Genomic DNA, 20,687 nt, shown 5'->3' with positions numbered 1-20,687 from the left:
GTGCAGATTAAGTTAATAACGGTTAGCGCAAGTTCATCGAATCTTGCATGATTTTAGGGGTAATAAAAATCAGCAATTCATTCTTGGCATCGGTCTTAACCTTGTTTTTGAACATCCAGCCCAGCACGGGAATGTCACCTAGCAGCGGCACTTTATTAACGGTATCGGCCACGTCCTGAGTAAATACGCCGCCGACTACCACCGTGCCGCCATTTTCAATCAGCACTTCGGTGGTCACCATTTTGCTGTTGATGCTGGGCACACCGCTATACAACGCACCAACGGTATCCTGACTTGCCACCAGCGTCATGTTGATGTTGTTATCAGGCGTAATGCGCGGCGTCACATCGAGACTTAACGCCGCAGTCTTAAAGGCGGTGGTAGGCGGACTACCCACAGTACCGGCAATCGTATACGGAATCTCGACACCCGACTTGATAGAGGCTTTAGTCTTGTCGGCCGTCACCACGCGAGGGCTGGCGATATTTTTGGTAATACCATCGGTTTCCGATGCATTCAACTCAAGCGTCAACACTTTAGTCGCGGCAGGATTAAACAGCGACAGCAATAAACCGCCGCCCGTACCGGCAAGCGAATTTGGCAAATTCACATTCACGCCGTTAATGGCACCCGTTGTTGCAGCCCCCCCGTTAGCCGCATTGGCAGGACTGGCATAACCCAGCTTACCGCCCAACGATCTGGCAAATGAATCGCCCGCGGAGACAAAACGGGCTTCTATCATCACCTGACGCACCGGCACGTCGATCTGTTTGAGCAACTTGCGAACCTCCTCGAGACGCGATGGAGTGTCTTTGACGAATAAGGTATTGGTCCGGACATCCGCCATTGCACTGCCGCGTTTGGACAGAATGCGCGCCAACGCGGCCTGATTTGGTGCGCCTGCAACTGGCACTGCAGCTGCAGGAGCCGCACCCTGAGCTGTGGCACCGGGGGCAGATATGCCGTTCAATAAAGCGGCTGCAGCAGTCGCCGTTTGATACCCCAGTTGAAAACTTTCCGTGCGCAGTTCTTCCAACTCGGAAATATCCTGCTTGGCGGTCAGGTCGCTCTTTTCAGATGCGGCAATCTCTCCGATCGGCGCAACCTGAATCACATTACCGTTCTTGCGCATCGCAAGTCCCCGGCTTTGCAAAATGATATCGAGCGCCTGATCCCAAGGCACATCTTTCAAACGCAATGTCAGGTTACCAGCAACCGTATCGCTGATCACCATATTGAGCTCGGTAAAGTCCGCAATCACATTCAGCGCTTCGCGCACGGAAATATCCTGGAAATTAAGCGTCAGTTTTTCGCCCGCATAACCTGCTTGCACGCCCTTAACCAGTTTATTCGGGTCTTCAATAACAGGCTTCACTTCGACAATAAACTTGTTGTCCGTCTGATAGGCCGCATGCTCCCAGATTCCCTTAGGCTCAATCACCATACGGATGTTGTCGCCCTGAGCAAAGGTATCGACCAGTTGCACAGGCGTTGCAAAATCAACGACGTCGAGTTTACGTTGCAATTTTCCCGGTAGATTCGCTTTCATAAAATCAACGATCAGCTTGTTGCCCTGACGATGAATATCGATGCCAACGCCTGAATCGGAAAGATCAACCTGAATCCGTCCTTCGCCATTTTTACCGCGACGAAAATCTACGGCGCTCACGGTATGCTTCTGCGCTGTCTGGCGCGCATCGGCGAACCGCGTGGCGCTAGGTGCGGCCTGCGCAGCTTGCTTTGCATGCAAAGTAATCAGGATATTTTTGCCATCGGTACGGGTTTCATAACCCAGCATCTGGTTGAGATTAATCACGAGACGCGTGCGCGAACCTGCCTGAACAATGTTGGCGCTACGCAAATCTCCTGCGGAAAAATCCTGAGCCGAGCGGCCCAACGCATTTTCGGTATTAGGAAAATCAAGCGCAATACGGGGAGGGACATTGATGGTAAATCCGGCAGGCGGATTGCTCAGGGCTTCTGCCATCTCAACCTTGATCACTGTCAGCCCGGGCCCTGCCTCCGACACACTCAGCGCGGTTATTTTATTCTGCGCCTGAGCCGCCTGACCAAACATCATCAGCAAACTCACTATCGCGGCCTTTGCAGCAATCACGGCTATTTTTCTCGTCATGTCCATGCCCTACTCCTTATCAACCAATTGCAGACTGCTGGTGCGCTCAGACCAGTCGCCGGTGCTATCCTGCACCACTTCTTTAATCGTAATTTCGGTATCGGTTAGCTTCTTAATCAGACCGAAATTCATACCGATGTAATTTCCCACCTTGACCTGATAAAGTTTTTTGTCAGGCGCACGGATCACCGCATGCCCGACTTTAGCCTTCAGAACATAACCCACCATTTTGAGGCTTTCCAGCGAAAACTCTTCCAGCGCCTCTTTCGGACGATTGCGATCGGGTTCATTCTCCCCGCGCTTATCGCCGAGATTTTCCTCGGGTTTACGAGGCTTGAACGGATCGGCCAGATTCGTATCGTTCACATACGCATAAGGCTCAAAAATTTTGACGACCGGCGGTGGCGGAATTTTTCCGCGCAGATCGTTGCCTGAATTTTTAACAAATTCACGCAGATCGCTGAACTCCTCGCCGACACAGCCTGTTAACAGCAGGCTGGCTAACACAACGGAAATTAGCTTCATTTACCACCTCCCGCAGGCTTGTTCGCTTTTTTCTGGGATGCGAGCTCCTCATCATCCAGATATCGGAAGGTCTTGGCGATAGCATCCATCGTCAATATCCCTGCATTGGGCGTAATCGCAATTTCATTCAGCGTCACAATACGCGGCAACATCGAAATATCGCTGGAAAACTTGCCCAGATCATCGTAGCTGCCGGTCACTTTGATGGAAATCGGCTGTTCGGCAAACGACCCCTGAATACTTTCAGGGCCCGGACGGAACAATTCGAACTGCAAACCGCGCCCTAAGCCCGCCTGATTGATATCCGTCAACAACGCATCCATTTCTGACTTGTTCGGCAATTGCTTGAGCAAAGCGCCAAAGGACTCCTGAGTTTCCAGCAACTGCTTCTTGATCAGATCGAGATTCACCGCCTGACGTTTTTTGGATAAAAAAGTCTCTTTGAGCGTCTCTTCCTGAGCTTTAGCCGCATTCAGACTATCCCATTGCTCCTGCCAGTCGAGCAGCGCACCGGCAATGACAACCGCGACAAACATCATCACGAAACTCAGTATTTTCGCAGACCAAGGCCACGCACCCGGCGTTTTAGGATTGAGATTCTTCAGTTCTTCCAGATTCATCATTGCACCTGATTCCTTCCTTCGGCCGACTTCGCCGCTTCAGCACCCGGCAACTTGGTCAACCTGAAAGTCAGGGTAAACTCGCTGACTCTCGCCCCGTTCGCGCTGGAGGCATGTATTTCCACCAATGCCGGCGATTCCAGCCAAGGGGAATCCTCGATAGCTCTCATCAAAGTAGAGACGCGCGCATTCGATTGTGCAAAACCGACTAGATTAATCGCGTCCCCGGTTTGTTTAATCGACTTGATATACACGCCGTCAGGCAGAATGCGCAGCATTTGATCCAGCAGATGGACCACATTCGAGCGGTCACTTTGCAATTTTTCGACCGCATCCTTACGTTCCAGCAAAGACCGGGTCTGTTCGCGCAATTTGCGGATTTCCGCTATCTGCTTATCCAAAATCAAAGTTTCCTGTTTCAGATAATCATTGCGGCGTTCCTGATAACCTATTTGCGCACTGATCACGGCATGCACAACACCCCAGACCACAAGCCCCAACACAAAGGACAACACCCCCAGCGTAATGAACTGTACTTGCTTGATACGCCGTTTTTCCTCTCGGTGCGGCAATAAATTGATGCGTATCATGATGGATCAAACCTCCGCATAGCCAGACCGCAGGCGACAATCAACGCAGGCGCATCGGCTTGCAACTGGCGGTTCTTGATTTTTCCTGACAATGTCATGAGTGCGAACGGGTTGGCCACCATCGTACTCACCTGAGTGCGCGTGGCAACCGCATCGTCGAGTCCGGGCAATACGGCGCAGCCGCCGGCCAGCACGATATAGTCGATCTCGTTGTAATGCTGCGACGAGGTAAAGAAAAACTGCAACGCGCGGGCGATTTCCATCACCAGATTTTCGCGGAAAGGCGAGAGCACTTCGCTGTCATAATTTGCCGGCAAATCGCCGCTGCGCTTGGCAACTTCCGCCTGCTCTGCGGTCATACCGAAAGCGTTCTGAATTTGCAGGGTCAATTGCTCACCGCCAATTTGCTGATCGCGCGTATAGATAGACTGACCATTGCGCAAGACATTGACATTCATCACGGTCGCCCCGATGTCGATCAACGCAACGCATTTATCGTCTGCATTGTCGGGCAACTGCGCGCGTATCTGCGAAAAAGCCGCCTCTGCCGCATAGGGTTCCACGTCGACCACGGACACCTTAAGGCCGGCGGCTTGTGCGGCGGCTACCCGGTCTTCAACATTGGCTTTACGCGAAGCGGCCAGCAGCACCTCGACTTCATCGGCATTTCCGGGCGCAGGTCCCAGCACCTGAAAATCCAGATTCACCTCATCCAATGCAAAAGGTATATATTGGTTAGCTTCGGATTCGACTTGAAACTCAAGATCTTCGTCGCGCATACCGGCTGGCAAGAGGATTTTTTTAGTGATCACCGCAGAGGCGGGTAGCGCCACGCTGATATTTTTAATTTTTGTGCCCAAACGCTTCCACGCGCGCTGCAGCGCATCGGCCAAGGCATCCAGGTTATTGATATTGCCGTCGAAAAAAGCGTCTTTCGGCAAAGTTTCAATGACGTAGCGTTCCACCACGTAGCCGCCATTGTTAGGCGCCTGGCTTAATTCAACTAATTTAACCGAAGACGAACTAATATCTACCCCGATTAAAGGTGGCGCTTTGGACTGAATAAAGTCCACAAAAAAATCAAAATTTACTTTAGGCATAGGCCGTTCGGAGCTTTTCCGTATAAAGTGGTTGAAATCCTAGCAACAAGTATCGACACTGTAAAGGCGTTTTTGCAGCTGCATTTATCTCGTATAATCGACGCGTCGGTTGAACAATACCATTATTAATTATTCTTGAACAACTATTCAATGACTACACGCCGCTGGCTGCTCCCCGTTATCGTTCTGCTCACCCTGTTGTCACTGCCGGTGCTGCTGCTCGGCATGGCCGTCATGCTGACCTACCCCAGCCTGCCTTCTTTAGAAGTGCTGACCGATTATCACCCTAAAGTTCCCCTGCGCATTTATAGCGCCGAAGGCACGCTGCTGGGCGAATTCGGCGAAGAACGCCGCGCGCTGGTCAAAATTGCCGACGTGCCGGACGCAATGAAAAAAGCGATTTTGGCCGCCGAGGACGATCGATTTTATCAACACGGCGGCGTTGACTACATGGGCGTCATGCGTGCAGCCCTCTCCAACTTTACGGCAGGCGGATCAAAACAGGGCGCGAGCACCATCACGATGCAAGTTGCCCGTAATTTTTTTCTGTCTAAGGAAAAAACGTTTACGCGTAAATTCAACGAAATGTTGCTGGCCTTCAAAATCGAACACTACTTATCTAAGGACGATATTTTTCAGCTGTATATCAATCAAATTTATCTCGGCCAGCGCTCTTACGGTTTTGCAGCCGCCGCGCAAATTTACTTTGGCAAACCGCTAAACCAGATCTCGATTGCCGAGGCCGCCATGCTGGCAGGCCTGCCCAAAGCGCCATCGAGTTACAATCCGGTCGTCAACCCGAAGCGCGCTAAACTTCGCCAGATGTATGTATTAAGACGCATGCATGAACTGCACTTCATCAACGATGAGCAATTCAAAATCGCACAAAACCAGCCTCTGTCCACGAAACACGGCAATCAGGAATTTTCAGTTAAATCCGATTATCTGACCGAGATGGTGCGTCAGGCGGTATACCAGAAATATCAGGAGGCGACCTACACAGAGGGGTTCAAGGTTTACACCACAATACGGTCACAGGATCAGTTGGCGGCATACCAGGCGGTTCGGCGTGGCGTTCTCGAATACGACAGACGCCACGGCTACCGCGGCCCTGAAGGGTACACCGACTTACAGCAAAACCATGGGGAAGAGGCTTTCGAGGAAGCGCTGCAAGAGACCACCGACAATGATGACTTGTTGCCTGCGATCGTGCTGGCCACTTCCGCCACTCAAATTCAGGCCTATTGTAAAGGCGGCGAGCACATTAGCATCAGCGGAGAGGCTTTGCGCTTTGCACAGCGCGCATTAACCGACAAAGTTGCATTAAATCAGCGTATCGTGCCCGGCTCCATCATCCGCGTGCAAAAGACCGATCAGGGGACATGGCAAATCAGCCAGTTACCGCAAGTTGAATCCGCCTTTGTTTCAGGCAACCCAGTCGATGGCGCCATTTACGCGCTGGTTGGCGGATTTGATTTCAACCATAATCAGTTCAACCACATCACTCAGGCATGGCGTCAACCCGGCTCGAGTTTCAAGCCGTTCATCTATTCAGCGGCACTGGAAAAGGGCTTCACCCCGGCGACACTGATCAATGACGGCCCGCTTACGTTTGGCTCCGATCAAACGGGTAGCGAACCTTGGCAACCCAAGAACTATGACGGCAAGTTTGAAGGCCCTATGCGCATGCGTCAGGCACTCATTAAATCTAAAAACATGGTTTCGATACGGATATTGCAATCCATCACGCCCCGCTACGCTCAAGATTACATCACTAAATTCGGCCTAGATGCAGCAAAGCACCCCCCTTACCTGACGATGGCGCTTGGCGCAGGTTCGGTGACTCCATTGCAAATGCTGACCGGATATTCGGTGTTTGCCAATGGCGGCTTCCGCGTCTACCCGTATTTCATTCAACGCATTGAGGATGCTCAAGGCCGAAAACTCAGTCAAGCCATGCCGACCGTGGCTAATGTAAATGCAGAGCCCGTCATCGATGTGCGCAATGCCTTCACGATGGTCAACATGATGCAGGATGTGGTCAAGCACGGTACAGCCATCCGCGCGATGCAGCTTGGCCGTCAGGATCTGGCAGGGAAGACCGGCACCACCAGCGATTCCATCGATGCTTGGTTTTGCGGTTTTCAACCGACTGTGGTCGGTATCGCATGGATGGGCTTCGATCAGCCGCGCAGCTTAGGCGATAAGGAAACCGGCGGCGGAGCAGCACTGCCTATCTGGATCAACTATATGGAAAAGGTGCTTAAAAACGTTCCACAAGCCGAATACAGCATGCCTGAGAACATGGTTGCCGCCCGCATCAATGAAAGCGGTCATCGTGATGAAAATGGCGCCAGAGTGGAATATTTTTATCAGGAAAATGTCCCGGGCGGTCAAGGCTCACCGGTCATCCCTGATGGCGATAAACCCGCAGAGGCTATCAAGGACCAGTTGCTTTAGGTCGACACCCCCATGCCACATTCTTCTAAACGGGACCTGATGCGCGAGCAATTAGCGCATCAGGCGGCCAAGCTGATTGCGGAAGCGGGTGCTGCTGATTTTGCTTCGGCCAAACACAAAGCAGCACGCCAGCTTGGCGCTACCGACACGCGCCACCTTCCCAGCAACAAGCAGATACTGGATGCCTTGCAAAGCTACCGCGCACTGTATCAAAGTGACAGCCATCCGGATGTGTTGCAACGATTGCGCCGCGAAGCCTTGGATTGCATGCATCTGTTCTCAGTTTTTAATCCGTATCTGACAGGTTCCGTATTGAACGGTGCCGCGGGTGAAAATTCGGACATTAATCTGATGCTTTTTTCTGACGATGCCAAGGCGGTGCTGCTGTTCCTGCTTAAAACGAAGCTGGATTTTGAAGACGGGGAATGGAGATTAAAACTCGGCGGTACGGAAAGCACCGTACCGAGCTATACCCTAACGGGCGAGTCAGGTACACAAATTCATATCGTCGTACTGCCCGAAAATGCCCGTCACAGCGGCGCCCGTCATCCTGAAACGCATGCAGATATCGCTGCGTTAACTAAGATGCTAGAGAGGCAGGATTGAGGAGAGGATAGCGAGAATTCGAGGATTGAGCGCGGAGTTAAAACAGTGAGCTGATTTTGACTTACCTCAATCCTGAATCCGAGATCCTCGTTCCTATTTTTGCAGCCACCTTGCCGCATCCAGCGCAAAGTAGGTCAAAATCCCGTCCGCTCCCGCACGCTTAAAGGCCAACAGTGATTCGAGCACACACGCCTCTTCATTCAACCAGCCGTTTTGCGCTGCCGCTTTGAGCATCGCATATTCTCCGCTGACCTGATAGACGAAGGTGGGCGCTTTAAACTCATCTTTGACGCGACGCAGGATATCCAGATAAGGCATGCCAGGCTTGACCATGACCATGTCCGCACCTTCCTGCAAATCCATGCCGACTTCCCACAGCGCTTCGTCGGAATTCGCCGGATCCATTTGATAAGTGTATTTGTTCCCCGCACCGAGGTTAGTGCTGGAGCCGACCGCATCGCGGAACGGACCATAGAAGCTCGATGCATATTTGGCCGAGTACGCCATGATGCGGGTATGGATATGTCCGTGCTCATCTAACGCCGCACGCACCGCACCGATGCGACCGTCCATCATGTCGGAGGGCGCGACGATATCAGCACCCGCTGCGGCATGCGTTTGCGCCTGCCTAGTCAGCACGGCGATGGTTTCATCGTTAAGTACATAACCTGCCTCATCGATCAGGCCGTCCTGCCCGTGACTGGTATAAGGATCAAGTGCGATGTCGGTCATGATGCCGAGTTCAGGGTAGTGCTTTTTCAGCGTCGCCACGACACGCGGCACCAATCCGTCCGGATTGTAGGCCTCCCGCGCATCGAGTGATTTTTTGGACGCATCAACAACCGGAAAAATCGCCATCACCGGTATACCTAGTTTAACGCACGCCTCCGCATCCTTTAACAGCAAATCCAGCGTCTTGCGCTGTACGCCAGGCATGGATTTGATATCCTCAACCGTATTGGTGCCTTCCAGTACGAAAACGGGATAAATAAAATCTGCGGATGTCAGCACATTCTCGCGCATCAAATTGCGTGAGAAAGCATCATGGCGCATGCGGCGCATGCGTTTGTTAGGGTATTGTCCTAGTGTCTGCACGATTTTTCCTAAAAAATTATTTTATTTTTGAACTATTTCAGAAAACGCCTATCAGAGTGTGCGAATGATGATGAATCGTTCCACGTTTCTCCTCCCTGAGCGTGTCTTAACCTTGTTAAGATTTTGGCCCCCACTTGTTGGGGGCTTTTTTTTACTCTTCTGCCGTCTCATCCTCTGCAACAACGTCCGCCTTCAACCAACCGGCAATCACGGCTTCAGCCTCTTCCAGTCCCTGTTTTTTCAAACTGGAAAACAGCTGCACCGAGCACTGCGGATAATTTTCCGCCAGATACGCTTTGACTTTCATCAGCGTCAGCGTCGATTGCTGGCGGCTCAATTTGTCCGATTTGGTGAGCAATATATGTACTGGCTTACCGGTGGTGGCGAACCAGTCCAGCATCGTCTCATCGAGCTCCAGCAACGGCCTGCGGATATCCATAATCACAATCAGTCCGCTCAACTCTTCGCGCTTTTGCAAGTAGGTGCTCAGCAGTGCTTCCCAATGACGCTTGGCTTCCGGCGGCACCTTGGCGTAGCCGTATCCCGGCAAATCGACGATATAACCGTCATTGCCCAGCGAAAAGTAATTCAGATGCTGCGTGCGTCCCGGCGTCTTGCTGGTGTATGCCAGACGAACATGATTTGCTAATGTATTGATTGCACTTGATTTTCCTGCATTTGAGCGCCCTACGAAAGCAACTTCGCGACCGCCGTGCATCGGCAAATCCTTGATATGATTGACCGTGGTATAAAACGCTGCCAGCGAAAAGAGTCCCATTATTTCCAGACCGAGAAGATGCTATCTGCTGCGGCTATCGTCTCATCGATATCTGCCTCAGTGTGTGCGGACGAGACAAAGCCCGCCTCGAATGCAGAAGGCGCCAGATACACACCCGCGTCCAGCATGGCGTGGAAGAAGCGATTAAAGGCCTCCTTGTCGCAGGCCATCACCTCTGCGTAACTGGTTGGCACAGCGCGGCTGAAATACAAGCCGAACATGCCGCCCACCGATTGCGCGCAAAATTCAACGCCGTGCTTTTTGGCACTCGCCGTCAACCCTGTTGTCAGCCGTGTTGCCAGCTTCGACAGATTTTCGTAGAAACCGGGCTCCTGCACGAGCTTCAATGTCGCCATGCCTGCAGCGACCGCAACCGGATTGCCCGACAAGGTGCCTGCCTGATACACAGAACCTAAAGGAGCCAGACACTGCATGATGTCGCGTCGCCCGCCGAAAGCCGCCGCAGGCAACCCGCCGCCCATCACCTTACCCAGGGTCACCAGATCAGGCTTGATGCCGTAATAACCCTGAGCACCCTGCAAACTGACGCGAAATCCCGTCATCACTTCGTCGAGTATCAGTACCGCACCATATTTTGTGCACAAATTGCGCAGCGCATCGAGAAATTCGCGTTTCGGGGTAATCAAATTCATGTTGCCTGCAACAGGCTCGACGATCACGGCTGCAATCTCATTGCCGGATTCGGCAAACGCGCGCTCAAGCCCTGCCGCGTCGTTGTAGTCGAGCACGGTGGTGAGAGCAGCGATCTCGGCTGGCACACCGGATGAACTTGGCTGACCGAAAGTCAATGCACCGGAACCTGCCTTGACCAGCAAGCCATCGGAATGGCCGTGATAACACCCTTCAAACTTAATAATGCGAGAACGATTGGTAAAGCCGCGCGCCAGACGAATCGCCGTCATGGTCGCTTCCGTACCGGAACTCACCAGCCTGACCATTTCCAAACTCGGCAATAGCTTGCACAACAGCTCAGCGATCTCCAGTTCGGAGGCGGTTGGCGCGCCAAAACCCAGCCCGTTGGCCGCGGCATCCTGCACCGCCTTGACCACATCGGGATGGCAGTGACCTGCAATCATCGGGCCCCAGGAGCCGACATAATCCGTATAACGCTTGCCATCCGCGTCCCAGACATAGGCGCCGCTGCCTTTCTGAAAAAACAACGGCGTGCCGCCTACCGAGCGGAACGCACGAACAGGTGAATTCACGCCGCCAGGAATACGCAATTGCGATGCATCGAAAAGAGATTGATTCTGAGAAATCGGGTGTGAAGTCATGTCGCGTATTCCTAAACTGATAATTGAGTATTCAAATTTGCAAACTGTCTGGCAGCAAGCGTGATATCCGGTGCGCTAAACAACGCTGAAATAACAGCCAGCGCATCCGCGCCCGCCTCCAGTACCGATGCGCCGTTTTCCAGCGTAATGCCGCCTATCGCCACGACCGGCAGCGCAATCACGCCTCTGGCCTTCTGCAGCAAGGAGAGCTCTGCCACGCTCGCATCAGGCTTAACGCTGGACGCGAAAAAAGCGCCAAACGCGACATAGTCCGCGCCCAAATCTTCGGCTTGCTGCGCCAGACTCAGGCGATTATAGCAAGATACGCCGATGATTTTATCAAAGCCCAGCACCTGCCGCGCAGCCGCAATGCTGCCATCCTCGCCACCCAAATGCACACCGTCCGCATCCACCTGCTGCGCCAGCACCGCATCATCATTGATAATCAGCGGCACGCCAAATTCGCGGGTCAATTGACGCAAGGCCGAAGCCTGTTCGCCGCGCACAGCAGGCACACTCAACTTGTTGCGGTACTGCAAGAGATTAACACCGCCCTGCAAGGCGCACCTTACCTTGTCCAGCAATTGAACGGTGTCAGGCTCTTCCGGCGTAATCGCATAGAGCCCGCTGATTTTAGCTTTCAACTGCCAACATCCAATGGAGTTTCGTCATCTTCGCCACGCGCCCAGAACAACCGGTCAGGAATAAACTGCCCCATGCCGGGCCGGAATCCGGAATTAAGCGATTGCCAAGTGTACTCCTGCGCTTCCTTGACCGCCTCGGGCACATCCACCCCCTGCGCCAGCAATGCCGCAATCGCAGAGGCGAGCGTACATCCGGAACCGTGATAACTACCCGGCAGACGCGCCCATGCATCGCTGCGAACCACGCCCCGATCGCTGTACAAGGTATTGATCACTTTGGCAGACTGCTCGTGCGTGCCGGTGATCAGCACATATTCACAGCCCATCGCTAAAATGCGGCGCGCGCACTCTTCAAGACTAGGGTCATCCTCTTCGTCGTCTTCATTAATCGCCAAACGGCGGGCTTCGATGCTATTGGGCGTGACTATCGTGGCCTGTGGTATCAGCAACTCGCACATCGCATCGAGCATATCCTCATCGGCGAGTTCATCGCCGCGCCCGGAAGCTAACACGGTATCCAGCACAAACGGCACGTCAGGATAATCCGCCAAAATCTCAGCGATCGCCACGACATTTTCAACGCTGCCTAGCATACCGATTTTAAAAGCCGCCACCGGCACATCTTCTAGCATTGCGCGCGCCTGATCGATCACCCATTCCGCCTCCATCGGCAACACATCCTCCACGCCGCTAGTATCCTGCACCGTGATGGCGGTCACAACGGACAGCGGATGGCAGCCCATACTGGAAATGGTCAGCATATCAGCCTGCAAGCCGGCACCTCCCGAAGGATCGGTCGCGGCAAAACTCATAACTAAGGGGAAGGGTTCGGACATGATAAGGAGAATGGTATTATGCGCATCGGGTCTGGCATTTTACCCTATATGTGACTGATTACCGAATAACAATTTCAAAGTACGGGAGCTTTTATGCGCATACTGCACACCATGTTACGCGTGGTTAATCTGGAAACTTCCATTGCCTATTATTCAGATGTGCTGGGGATGAAGCTGCTGCGCCGCACCGATTATCCGGAAGGAAAATTCACGCTGGCCTTCCTAGGCTACACCGAGGAGGCACAAGGTGCGGTGATCGAACTCACGCACAACTGGGGCGTGACACAATACGAGATCGGCAATGCGTTCGGCCACATCGCGATCGAAGTTGACAACGCCTATGAAGCCTGTGAAAAAATCAAACAGCGCGGCGGCAAAGTGGTGCGGGAAGCCGGCCCCATGCAACACGGCAGCACCGTACTCGCCTTCGTCGAAGACCCGGACGGCTACAAAATCGAGCTGATACAAACCCGCTAATTATCGTGACAGACCTGTCCTTGAGCACACAGCGCAGCCTTTATCGCTATGCACACACTCGTAAACCATCTTTAAATATGCCGTACTGAGGATCAGGTTGGTGATACGCTCCATAAAGCTTTGTAAAGCAGGCAGAGGATAACTCGATATTATTAGGCCGAAGTGCGCTAAAACTTGTGATTCTTTCCCCAGTTGGATGGCGCATTGAACCTGAGGAAATTGAAGGAAAGAGGCAGAAAATACAACGTTTTCTTGAGCACTGATCTGTGCTCTTAATTAATTGCGGTTCTATTTCCCGAGGAGATCACATGCAACTGGAAGACTGGATTTTCAATTCTCTACTCAAGTACACCAAAGGATTATCGGCAGCTTTAGGGTACCGTGACCTTTCGACACAACTTCATTCCGAACGCGTGCAAGGACTGTCTGTGGAAATCGGTAACTATTGCGGCCTGCAAAGCGATGAAATTAATGCACTTAATATTGCAGCTTCGTTTCACGATATAGGTAAAATCGGTATACCCGACCGCATCTTATTGAAGCCTGCTCAGCTTGATGAAGCCGAGTGGGCGCAAATGAAACTGCACTCCGAAATCGGTGAAAAAATAATGCTTTCAACAGAACTCGAAGGCTCGCAACAGGCTGCCATATTGATTCGTCACCACCATGAGCATTACAACGGCAGAGGCTATCCGGACCAGCTTTCAGCGGAAAATATCCCCATTTGCTCCCGCATTATCTCCATAGCAGACAGCTACGACGCAATGGCTGTGACAAGGTCATATCATCACGCGCGAACACATCTGGAAATAATGGCTATATTGCATCAGGAAACGGGTGAAAAACATGATCCAGAACTCATGCAGGTCTTTTGCAAGCTTATTGAGTCCAGCAAATTTAAATCGAAAAGAATTTAAGTCGCTGGTTTTATCCCATGAAGGCAGCACCATTCGACTGGCTGCAAAGCAGATCCCAACAAATGCGCTGTGCGCCGCGGAATCAAGTCTAGGCGACAACCCGATCATCCACATACGCGGCAATTCTGGCGAACTCATCTACCGATAAATTCTCTGCACGCAACTGAGGGTTGATACCCAAGTTTTCAAACTCAGCCTCATTCAAAAAACTTTTCAGCGTGTTGCGCAAGGTCTTGCGGCGCTGACCGAAAGCCGTACCGACAATCTCGCCGAACAACTTTTCATTTTTAACGACAATCTGATCGGCCGGTATCGGGATCATGCGCACGATGGCGGAATTCACTTTAGGCGCAGGACGGAACGAATCGGGGGGCACATCCAGCAGCTTTTCCATGAAAAAACGGTATTGCAACATCACTGACAGTCGCCCGTAAGCCGGGGTTGAGTGATCGGCCACCATGCGCTCAACCACTTCGTTTTGCAGCATAAAATGCATGTCGGTAATACGGTCGGCATATTCGGCAAAATAAAACAGCAGCGGCGAGGAAATATTGTAGGGCAGGTTGCCGACGATGCGCAGCGGCGCACCCAACGAAGCCAGATCAAACTTGAGCGCATCCCCCGCATGAATGGTCATTTTCGTATGGGGCTGCGGGTAGTCCGCTTCGAGACGCGCAATAATATCGCGATCAATTTCCACCACGTGCAGATGCGCCAAGCTCTTGAGCAACGGACGTGTCAGCGCACCCAACCCCGGGCCGATCTCCACCAGATTGTCGTCAGCTTCAGGGCGAATCGCGCTGATGATATCGGCGATGATATTTTGATCAACCAGAAAGTTCTGGCCAAATTTCTTTTTAGCTTTATGTGCGCTCATGCAAGGGTCCGGACGAAAGTCTTTCAAATTGAGCCATCTGCGCGGCAACCAAAATCGCTTCGAGCAGACTGCCGCTGTTGGCACGTCCCGTTCCTGCCAGATCCAGCGCCGTACCGTGATCGACCGAGGTGCGTATCACAGGCAGACCCAGCGTGATATTGACGCCCTGCCCGAAACTTGCATGTTTTAATACCGGTAAGCCCTGATCGTGATACATGGTCAGCACACAGTCGCAGGTTGACAGCTTATGCTGCGTAAACAGCGTATCGGCCGGCAGGGGCTGACTGACATTCATACCCTCAGCGCGCAGCCTGTCAAGCACGGGGATCATCACCTCAATCTCCTCGCGCCCCATGTGCCCCCCCTCGCCGGCATGCGGATTTAAGCCTGCCACTAAAATGCGCGGCGCCGCCACGCCGAAACGACACGCCAGATCGCGATGAATGATGCGCAAAACACGCGCCAAAAGCTCCACTGTGATCGCATCCGGCACATCGCGCAACGCCATATGGGTCGTGACCAGCGCCACGCGCATCCCACCGCCTGCCAGCATCATCACCACCTGCGGTGTTTGCGTGAGTTCAGCCAAAAATTCGGTGTGCCCGGAAAAAGGAATACCGGCATCGTTGATGATGCCTTTATGAACAGGCGCCGTCACCATGCCGCTAAATTCGCCCGACTGGCAACCCAGCAGCGCACGGCGCAACGTCTCGAGCACATAGGGGCTGTTAGCTGCGTTTAACTCACCTGCCACAGACGGCACAGCCAGCGGAACGTGGATGACATCAAGTCGACCGGCGCATGCCCCTTCCCACTTAGCCCTGTCCCACTCCCTGATTTTCAGGTCTATGCCGAGCTGCTGTGCGCGTTGTTGCAACAGATGCTTGTCGGCCACGACCACCACATTCAGCGCGGCGGCGGCAATCTGCACGCACAGCTCCGGGCCTATGCCGGCTGGTTCCCCGGCGGTAATGACCAGCGGTGCATAACGGACATTCACTTTTCTTCGAGACGGTATTCAACGAACGCGCGATCGCGCAACTGACGCAGCCAGTCCTGATACAACTCTTCAGATTTAAAAGTCCCAATCGAGACGCGCGCCTGCTGACGTTTTTGCTGCTCGCTGACATCGGTATTGCGACGCGCCAGCACCTGAATCAGATGCCAACCAAACTGGGTTTGCACCATACCCATTTGCCCCACCTGCAACTTATTGATCGCGCCCTCAAACTCAGGTACCGTCTGCCCGGGTGAGAGCCAGTCCAGATCGCCCCCCTGCTGCGCGCTGCCGTCCTGGGAATAGCGTTTGGCTTGCTCTGCGAAACCCGCACCGCCGTCTATGCGCTGCTTGATTTCAAGTAGCTGTTTTTTCGCTTCCGCTTCCGTGACGATTTCACTGGTTTTAATCAGGATATGCCGCGCATGGGTCTGAGTAATCACGACCGGCGCGCTGCCACCGCGTTTTTCGACCAGTTTGAGAATATGAAAACCGCTCGGGCTACGCAACACCGCGGTATTTTGACCTGGCTTCAGATTTTGCAACTCATTCATAAATGCAGGCGGAATACGGTCCCCCGCACGCCAGCCCAGATCTCCGCCTTTTAACGCATCCTTCGCATCTGAAAAACCGGCCGATACCTGTGAAAAATCTGCGCCGCCGGACAATTGCGCAAACGCCTGATCTGCGCGTTCACGTGCGGCACGAATCTTCTCGGCACTGGCCTGTTCCGGCACGACCACCAGAATATGCGCCAGATGATATTCGTCGTTATCCAGCCCCATTTTTGATTTATTCGATAGATAATTATCCACTTCCGTGTCGCTGATCACCAGCTTGCTTTCTACTTCGCGCTCGCGCAATCGCGTGGAAACGATTTCGGCACGGATTTCTTCGCGGAATTTTTTAACATTCACGCCATCCGATTCCAACTTGGCCATGAATTCAACCAAAGACGGGAAATTGTTCTGCTGAGCGATACGCGTAATCGCCATATCCAGCTGCGTATCATCCACCCGTACGCCGTTCTCTTTGGCGAACTGAGCCTGCAGCATTTCTGCAATCATTCGTTCCAGCACTTGCGTTTCCAGCACTGCGCCTTCAGGCAGCGGCGTGCCCTGTTTTTTCAACTGACTGACTACCATACGCAAGCGCTCATTGAGCTCCAAACGGGTGATCACATCGTCATTGACCACCGCCACCACCGCATCGATCGTCGCGACCTGCTGCTGCGGTTCAATCACATGCTTTTCAACAGCCAGAACAGGCGTAGACATCAGCGAAAGGACGCTGAGCAAAACAGGAAATTTAATTTTTGACATGGCGATCTCTTCAGATTAATTAACGCAAAACAGCACCTGGCTGACTCGCGGGCTTTTCATTCAACTTTTTATACCCCGGCACGCTTTGTTTGAGCAAGACTAGCGGGTCAGAACCTACCTTGACCAGCTCATTCAATTCAAGCTGCACAAATATCCCGGTACTGGTCTGTTGGGTACCAACAGTAAAACTGTGCGCAACCAGACGCAACATCCAGCAACTTTGCTCGTACTCCAGCCCCGCCACACCACTGAGCAAGCGCTGATCCAGATAGGAATAATTCCATTGACCCACTGCATGCCAGCGCCCGGATAAAGGCCACTGCCCGGAAACATTGATTTGCCGCAGTCCGGCAGAGGCAACTGAGTAGTTATTGCCACCTAATGTTGTGTAGGGCACCCCGCCAAACGTGGGATATACGACACCGTTAATCACCATAGAACCCGTGGCCGTCACCGCGCCTGGAATCAGCGCGCCTAACGAATCGCTGACAAAACGATATCCCAGATTAAGCACCTTACCGGCCTCCGGGCGATAGCGCGCCATCACGTTGTAATGCTGAATTCGCGCCAAGGCCGGACTATATTGCAGTTCGGTGTCAAAAGACAACGCGGCATTAAGCCGCCCTGAAGCAGCCAGCAAAATATCCGACTTATTAGTGGTGGTGGTCGGCGCCACCAGATTCACTTGTGGTGCGCTCAGACTAAAACGCTCGCCTACCGTCAACTTCAGGTTCTCTGCACCATCGTCTTGACCCAGAAAGCGCGAGACCACCGCCAGCGTCAGTTGATTGGCATCGCCTATGCGGTCGTTGCCGAAAAAACGGTTCTCGGTGAACATCTGCACAAAGCTGAACGGCGCCTGAGCCGAGTCAAATACCGGCAATTTATCCTGATTCTGGTACGGCACAAACACATAGTAGGCACGCGGTTCCAGCGTATTCAAATACCCCTTGCCAAACAAATTGATATCGCGCTCGAATACCGCACCGCTATCCAGACTAAACAGCGGCAACACCCTTGAGGCATCGGGCAACAAGGTCGTATTGTTCGACCCCATCGCATAGCTTGTGCTGTGCAGGGTGAATTTCGGCGTGACGTAATAGCCCGGTGTCCGCAGCAGCGGAACGCTGACACTAGGCGCTACCACCATCCGCTGGCCGTTGACGGCCGTGGTATGGGTAAAACTCACATACTCGCCCATCAGCGCGAAATTTGCGCCGGCATATTTTTGTGCCGCATTGACATTGACCTGCGGCAGGCGCGCATAAGGTTCGCCGACCGGCGCCAAAGGGTCTTGCAGCGTTTGATAGCGCTGCACGCGAGCGGTACTACTCCACCAGCCGCCGCCGTAGCTCACCGACGCATCCTGCAACAGGTTAATTTTGGAAGTGACACTCATCTCGCTGGACAAATCCCGGTAATAGGCATTGTCTGAAACGCGATTGAAATTGATCTGACCGCTGAAGCCGCCACCTAATGCCTGATCATGCTTCAGACCGAAACGTGTCCGGTTCGTTTGGGTAATCGCATCTCCGGGCAATACATCAAGATTAACTTCGCCACGATATTGCGGCTGCAGATAGCGAAACTGATTGCCCAGCATCACGCCGCGCTTGCTCATGATGCGCGGCGACAGGGTTAAATCGTAATTGGGTGCCAGACTCAGATAATACGGCACGGTCAGTTCGGCGCCACCCTTGGTGGTACTCCCGATGACGGGAGACAAAAAACCCGACTTATTCCTGTTATTTAAGGGAAAATCCATCCACGGCGAATACAAAATCGGTACGCCCTTAAATTCGACCCAGGCGTGACGCGCCACACCCACTTGCGCCTCGCGATCGATTTCCAGACTGGACATTTTCATCAGCCAGTCTTCGCGATCGGCAGGGCAGGTAGTATAGGTGCCATTGTCCAGCGTGTAATGCTGCTGGTCCTGAATGTGCAGCATATCGCCCTTGCCGCGCCCGTCATTCTCCTTGAGGAAAAACACCGGCTTTTCCATAAACCCGGCATGCGTATCCAGATTGAGTTCGAGATGCGGCCCGCTCATGGTGCTGCCGCGTTGCTCGACCACCACTGAACCCGTTCCGTCCAGATCGGCCGTTTCCTGATCATACAAAAGCCGGTCGGCACGAATCGTCTGATCGGACTTGAGCAGGATGGCGTTGCCGGTCGCCTCCATCTGATTTTTTTTATCGCCGGTCAGGTTATCCGCCTCAACAAACACCGGCTCTTCGCTCTCGGACTCGGCAGCAACAGGCGCGCGCAGCGCTTCGGCCGCAACGGAGTGGGCAAAAACACACAGTAAAGTGAACAAAACAGGCTTAAGACTAAACCGCATAATATTGTTAAGGTGGTAAACTTTTGCAAGTTTACCATTAAGACCACTCCAATAGCCCAAATATGAAACGCGAACAACAACTAACCGTTTGGCTGCAGGGCCAATTTCCCGAAGCAACTTTCACGCTCGCACCCGCCTCCGCCGACGCGAGTTTTCGCCGCTATTTTCGCGCCACCTTTGACGACGGCACAACACGCATCATCATGGATGCCCCGCCGGAACACGAGGACTGCCAGCCGTTTTTGCATGTCGGCAAATTATTTGAACAGGCCGGCACCCATGTGCCGCACGTCTATGCGGAGGATTTGGAGCAGGGATTTTTGCTGCTGTCTGACCTTGGCAACACCACCTATTTGCAGGCCTTGACGCCTGACAATGCGCGCGCCCTCTATGCTAAGGCCACCGATGCGCTGATTAAAATTCAGCGCGCCTCGAATGAGGCCGAATTACCGCCCTATGACGAAGCGCTGTTGTTACGTGAAATGCGCCTGTTCCCTGAGTGGTACATCAACAAGCATCTGAATATCACACTCACCGAGGCGCAAAACGCAAAGCTCGAATCGGTGTTTGCCCGCATTGTCGCCAACAATCTGTCGCAGCCGCGCGTGTATGTACACCGCGATTATCACTCGCGCAATCTGATGGTCACCGAACCCAACCCCGGCATCATCGACTTTCAGGACGCCGTGTACGGCCCAATCACCTACGATCTGGCCTCGCTGTTCAAGGACGCCTATATCAAATGGGAAGAGCCGCAGATCATCGACTATCTGATCGGCTACTGGCAAAATGCCCGCCGTGCCGGCCTGCCGGTGCATGAAGATTTCGGTCAGTTCTACTGGGATTTCGAGTGGATGGGCGTACAGCGTCACATCAAGGTGCTGGGCATTTTCGCGCGCCTGTGTCACCGCGATGGCAAGGACGGTTATCTCAAAGACATGCCGCTGGTGATGAGCTACCTGCGCGCGGCGGCGGCACGCTACGTCGATCTCAAACCCTTGTTCAACCTGCTCAATGAACTCGAACCCCCGGCTGAAGCCCCAACCGGTTACGGGTTTTAAGGTCGCATC

General features: G+C 53.1%; 19 protein-coding genes. 5 read left to right on the top strand and 14 right to left on the bottom strand.

The window, feature by feature from the left end; translation table 11 throughout:
* Window positions 1-22: 22 nt before the first annotated feature.
* Genes pilQ through GALF_RS00795 form a run of 5 tightly spaced genes read right to left on the bottom strand, consistent with a single transcriptional unit; the run spans window position 23 to window position 4,969 of the window.
* Window positions 23-2,140, bottom strand: coding sequence for a type IV pilus secretin PilQ (gene pilQ / locus GALF_RS00815; RefSeq protein WP_013292150.1), 2,118 nt, complete (start codon window positions 2,138-2,140; stop codon window positions 23-25).
* A gap of 3 nt (window positions 2,141-2,143) precedes the next feature.
* Window positions 2,144-2,659, bottom strand: coding sequence for a pilus assembly protein PilP (locus tag GALF_RS00810; protein ID WP_013292149.1), 516 nt, complete (start codon window positions 2,657-2,659; stop codon window positions 2,144-2,146).
* Window positions 2,656-3,282 carry a type IV pilus inner membrane component PilO gene (gene pilO, locus GALF_RS00805; RefSeq protein ID WP_013292148.1) on the bottom strand — a complete coding sequence of 209 codons (627 nt, stop codon included), beginning with the start codon at window positions 3,280-3,282 and terminating at the stop codon, window positions 2,656-2,658. Before pilO ends, GALF_RS00810 begins: the two co-directional genes overlap by 4 nt.
* Window positions 3,279-3,869 (bottom strand): PilN domain-containing protein, encoded by a 591-nt coding sequence (locus GALF_RS00800; RefSeq protein WP_013292147.1) that lies wholly within the window; start codon window positions 3,867-3,869, stop codon window positions 3,279-3,281. Before GALF_RS00800 ends, pilO begins: the two co-directional genes overlap by 4 nt.
* Entirely contained in the window at window positions 3,866-4,969 is a 1,104-nt protein-coding gene (locus tag GALF_RS00795; RefSeq protein ID WP_013292146.1) for a pilus assembly protein PilM, read from the bottom strand. Before GALF_RS00795 ends, GALF_RS00800 begins: the two co-directional genes overlap by 4 nt.
* A gap of 150 nt (window positions 4,970-5,119) precedes the next feature.
* Between GALF_RS00795 and GALF_RS00790 the strand changes: the two genes are divergently transcribed.
* Both GALF_RS00790 and GALF_RS00785 read left to right on the top strand, forming a co-directional pair.
* Window positions 5,120-7,429, top strand: coding sequence for a penicillin-binding protein 1A (locus tag GALF_RS00790; protein WP_013292145.1), 2,310 nt, complete (start codon window positions 5,120-5,122; stop codon window positions 7,427-7,429).
* A 39-nt stretch (window positions 7,430-7,468) separates the two neighbouring features.
* The gene (locus tag GALF_RS00785; RefSeq protein ID WP_223293714.1) at window positions 7,469-8,035 is read left to right on the top strand and encodes a hypothetical protein; all 567 of its coding nucleotides are present in this window, start codon (window positions 7,469-7,471) and stop codon (window positions 8,033-8,035) included.
* A 93-nt stretch (window positions 8,036-8,128) separates the two neighbouring features.
* On the opposite strand, the gene hemB is transcribed toward GALF_RS00785, so the two are convergent.
* The 5 genes from hemB to thiD form a co-directional block, all read right to left on the bottom strand.
* Window positions 8,129-9,130, bottom strand: a complete 1,002-nt coding sequence (hemB, locus tag GALF_RS00780) for a porphobilinogen synthase (RefSeq protein ID WP_013292143.1) — start codon at window positions 9,128-9,130, stop codon at window positions 8,129-8,131.
* 151 nt (window positions 9,131-9,281) lie between these two features.
* A complete protein-coding gene (yihA, locus tag GALF_RS00775; protein WP_013292142.1) occupies window positions 9,282-9,908 on the bottom strand; it encodes a ribosome biogenesis GTP-binding protein YihA/YsxC in 627 nt (208 codons plus the stop codon).
* The gene (hemL, locus tag GALF_RS00770) at window positions 9,908-11,203 is read right to left on the bottom strand and encodes a glutamate-1-semialdehyde 2,1-aminomutase (protein WP_013292141.1); all 1,296 of its coding nucleotides are present in this window, start codon (window positions 11,201-11,203) and stop codon (window positions 9,908-9,910) included. The genes yihA and hemL overlap by 1 nt, the downstream gene beginning before the upstream one ends.
* Window positions 11,204-11,214: 11 nt before the next feature.
* Window positions 11,215-11,847 (bottom strand): thiamine phosphate synthase, encoded by a 633-nt coding sequence (thiE, locus tag GALF_RS00765; RefSeq protein WP_013292140.1) that lies wholly within the window; start codon window positions 11,845-11,847, stop codon window positions 11,215-11,217.
* Complete coding sequence (gene thiD / locus GALF_RS00760) at window positions 11,844-12,683, bottom strand: bifunctional hydroxymethylpyrimidine kinase/phosphomethylpyrimidine kinase (RefSeq protein ID WP_013292139.1); 840 nt, start codon at window positions 12,681-12,683, stop codon at window positions 11,844-11,846. The genes thiE and thiD overlap by 4 nt, the downstream gene beginning before the upstream one ends.
* Before the next feature lie 93 nt (window positions 12,684-12,776).
* On the opposite strand from thiD, the gene gloA reads away from it, so the two are divergent.
* Together gloA and GALF_RS00750 are read left to right on the top strand one after the other, a co-directional pair.
* On the top strand, window positions 12,777-13,160 hold the full coding sequence (gene gloA / locus GALF_RS00755; protein ID WP_013292138.1) for a lactoylglutathione lyase: 384 nt from the start codon (window positions 12,777-12,779) through the stop codon (window positions 13,158-13,160).
* A 308-nt stretch (window positions 13,161-13,468) separates the two neighbouring features.
* On the top strand, window positions 13,469-14,077 hold the full coding sequence (locus tag GALF_RS00750) for an HD-GYP domain-containing protein (RefSeq protein WP_013292137.1): 609 nt from the start codon (window positions 13,469-13,471) through the stop codon (window positions 14,075-14,077).
* Between the two features lie 88 nt (window positions 14,078-14,165).
* Here the strand turns inward: GALF_RS00750 and rsmA are convergent, their stop codons facing one another.
* Genes rsmA through GALF_RS00730 form a run of 4 tightly spaced genes read right to left on the bottom strand, consistent with a single transcriptional unit; the run spans window position 14,166 to window position 19,593 of the window.
* Window positions 14,166-14,954, bottom strand: a complete 789-nt coding sequence (gene rsmA, locus GALF_RS00745; protein ID WP_013292136.1) for a 16S rRNA (adenine(1518)-N(6)/adenine(1519)-N(6))-dimethyltransferase RsmA — start codon at window positions 14,952-14,954, stop codon at window positions 14,166-14,168.
* Complete coding sequence (pdxA, locus tag GALF_RS00740) at window positions 14,941-15,954, bottom strand: 4-hydroxythreonine-4-phosphate dehydrogenase PdxA (protein WP_013292135.1); 1,014 nt, start codon at window positions 15,952-15,954, stop codon at window positions 14,941-14,943. Before pdxA ends, rsmA begins: the two co-directional genes overlap by 14 nt.
* Window positions 15,951-17,273, bottom strand: a complete 1,323-nt coding sequence (locus GALF_RS00735) for a peptidylprolyl isomerase (RefSeq protein ID WP_013292134.1) — start codon at window positions 17,271-17,273, stop codon at window positions 15,951-15,953. The genes pdxA and GALF_RS00735 overlap by 4 nt, the downstream gene beginning before the upstream one ends.
* 19 nt (window positions 17,274-17,292) lie before the next feature.
* Complete coding sequence (locus GALF_RS00730; protein WP_190274088.1) at window positions 17,293-19,593, bottom strand: LPS-assembly protein LptD; 2,301 nt, start codon at window positions 19,591-19,593, stop codon at window positions 17,293-17,295.
* Window positions 19,594-19,679: 86 nt separating this feature from the next.
* Between GALF_RS00730 and GALF_RS00725 the strand changes: the two genes are divergently transcribed.
* Window positions 19,680-20,678 carry an aminoglycoside phosphotransferase family protein gene (locus GALF_RS00725; RefSeq protein ID WP_013292132.1) on the top strand — a complete coding sequence of 333 codons (999 nt, stop codon included), beginning with the start codon at window positions 19,680-19,682 and terminating at the stop codon, window positions 20,676-20,678.
* Window positions 20,679-20,687 lie beyond the last annotated feature (9 nt).

This window comes from Gallionella capsiferriformans ES-2 (genome assembly GCF_000145255.1).
Taxonomy (GTDB): Bacteria; Pseudomonadota; Gammaproteobacteria; order Burkholderiales; family Gallionellaceae; genus Gallionella; species Gallionella capsiferriformans.
The sequence above is the reverse complement of the archived record's forward strand: the minus strand, read 5'-3'. Positions and strand labels throughout refer to the sequence as shown.

What these genes read in the sequence shown, in the direction of transcription:
- pilQ (WP_013292150.1), bottom strand. Translation starts at nt 2,140, where the DNA reads ATGGACATGACGAGAAAAATAGCCGTGATTGCTGCAAAGGCCGCGATA.
- GALF_RS00810 (WP_013292149.1), bottom strand. Translation starts at nt 2,659, where the DNA reads ATGAAGCTAATTTCCGTTGTGTTAGCCAGCCTGCTGTTAACAGGCTGT.
- pilO (WP_013292148.1), bottom strand. Translation starts at nt 3,282, where the DNA reads ATGATGAATCTGGAAGAACTGAAGAATCTCAATCCTAAAACGCCGGGT.
- GALF_RS00800 (WP_013292147.1), bottom strand. Translation starts at nt 3,869, where the DNA reads ATGATACGCATCAATTTATTGCCGCACCGAGAGGAAAAACGGCGTATC.
- GALF_RS00795 (WP_013292146.1), bottom strand. Translation starts at nt 4,969, where the DNA reads ATGCCTAAAGTAAATTTTGATTTTTTTGTGGACTTTATTCAGTCCAAA.
- GALF_RS00790 (WP_013292145.1), top strand. Translation starts at nt 5,120, where the DNA reads ATGACTACACGCCGCTGGCTGCTCCCCGTTATCGTTCTGCTCACCCTG.
- GALF_RS00785 (WP_223293714.1), top strand. Translation starts at nt 7,469, where the DNA reads ATGCGCGAGCAATTAGCGCATCAGGCGGCCAAGCTGATTGCGGAAGCG.
- yihA (WP_013292142.1), bottom strand. Translation starts at nt 9,908, where the DNA reads ATGGGACTCTTTTCGCTGGCAGCGTTTTATACCACGGTCAATCATATC.
- hemL (WP_013292141.1), bottom strand. Translation starts at nt 11,203, where the DNA reads ATGACTTCACACCCGATTTCTCAGAATCAATCTCTTTTCGATGCATCG.
- thiD (WP_013292139.1), bottom strand. Translation starts at nt 12,683, where the DNA reads ATGTCCGAACCCTTCCCCTTAGTTATGAGTTTTGCCGCGACCGATCCT.
- gloA (WP_013292138.1), top strand. Translation starts at nt 12,777, where the DNA reads ATGCGCATACTGCACACCATGTTACGCGTGGTTAATCTGGAAACTTCC.
- GALF_RS00750 (WP_013292137.1), top strand. Translation starts at nt 13,469, where the DNA reads ATGCAACTGGAAGACTGGATTTTCAATTCTCTACTCAAGTACACCAAA.
- rsmA (WP_013292136.1), bottom strand. Translation starts at nt 14,954, where the DNA reads ATGAGCGCACATAAAGCTAAAAAGAAATTTGGCCAGAACTTTCTGGTT.
- GALF_RS00735 (WP_013292134.1), bottom strand. Translation starts at nt 17,273, where the DNA reads ATGTCAAAAATTAAATTTCCTGTTTTGCTCAGCGTCCTTTCGCTGATG.
- GALF_RS00725 (WP_013292132.1), top strand. Translation starts at nt 19,680, where the DNA reads ATGAAACGCGAACAACAACTAACCGTTTGGCTGCAGGGCCAATTTCCC.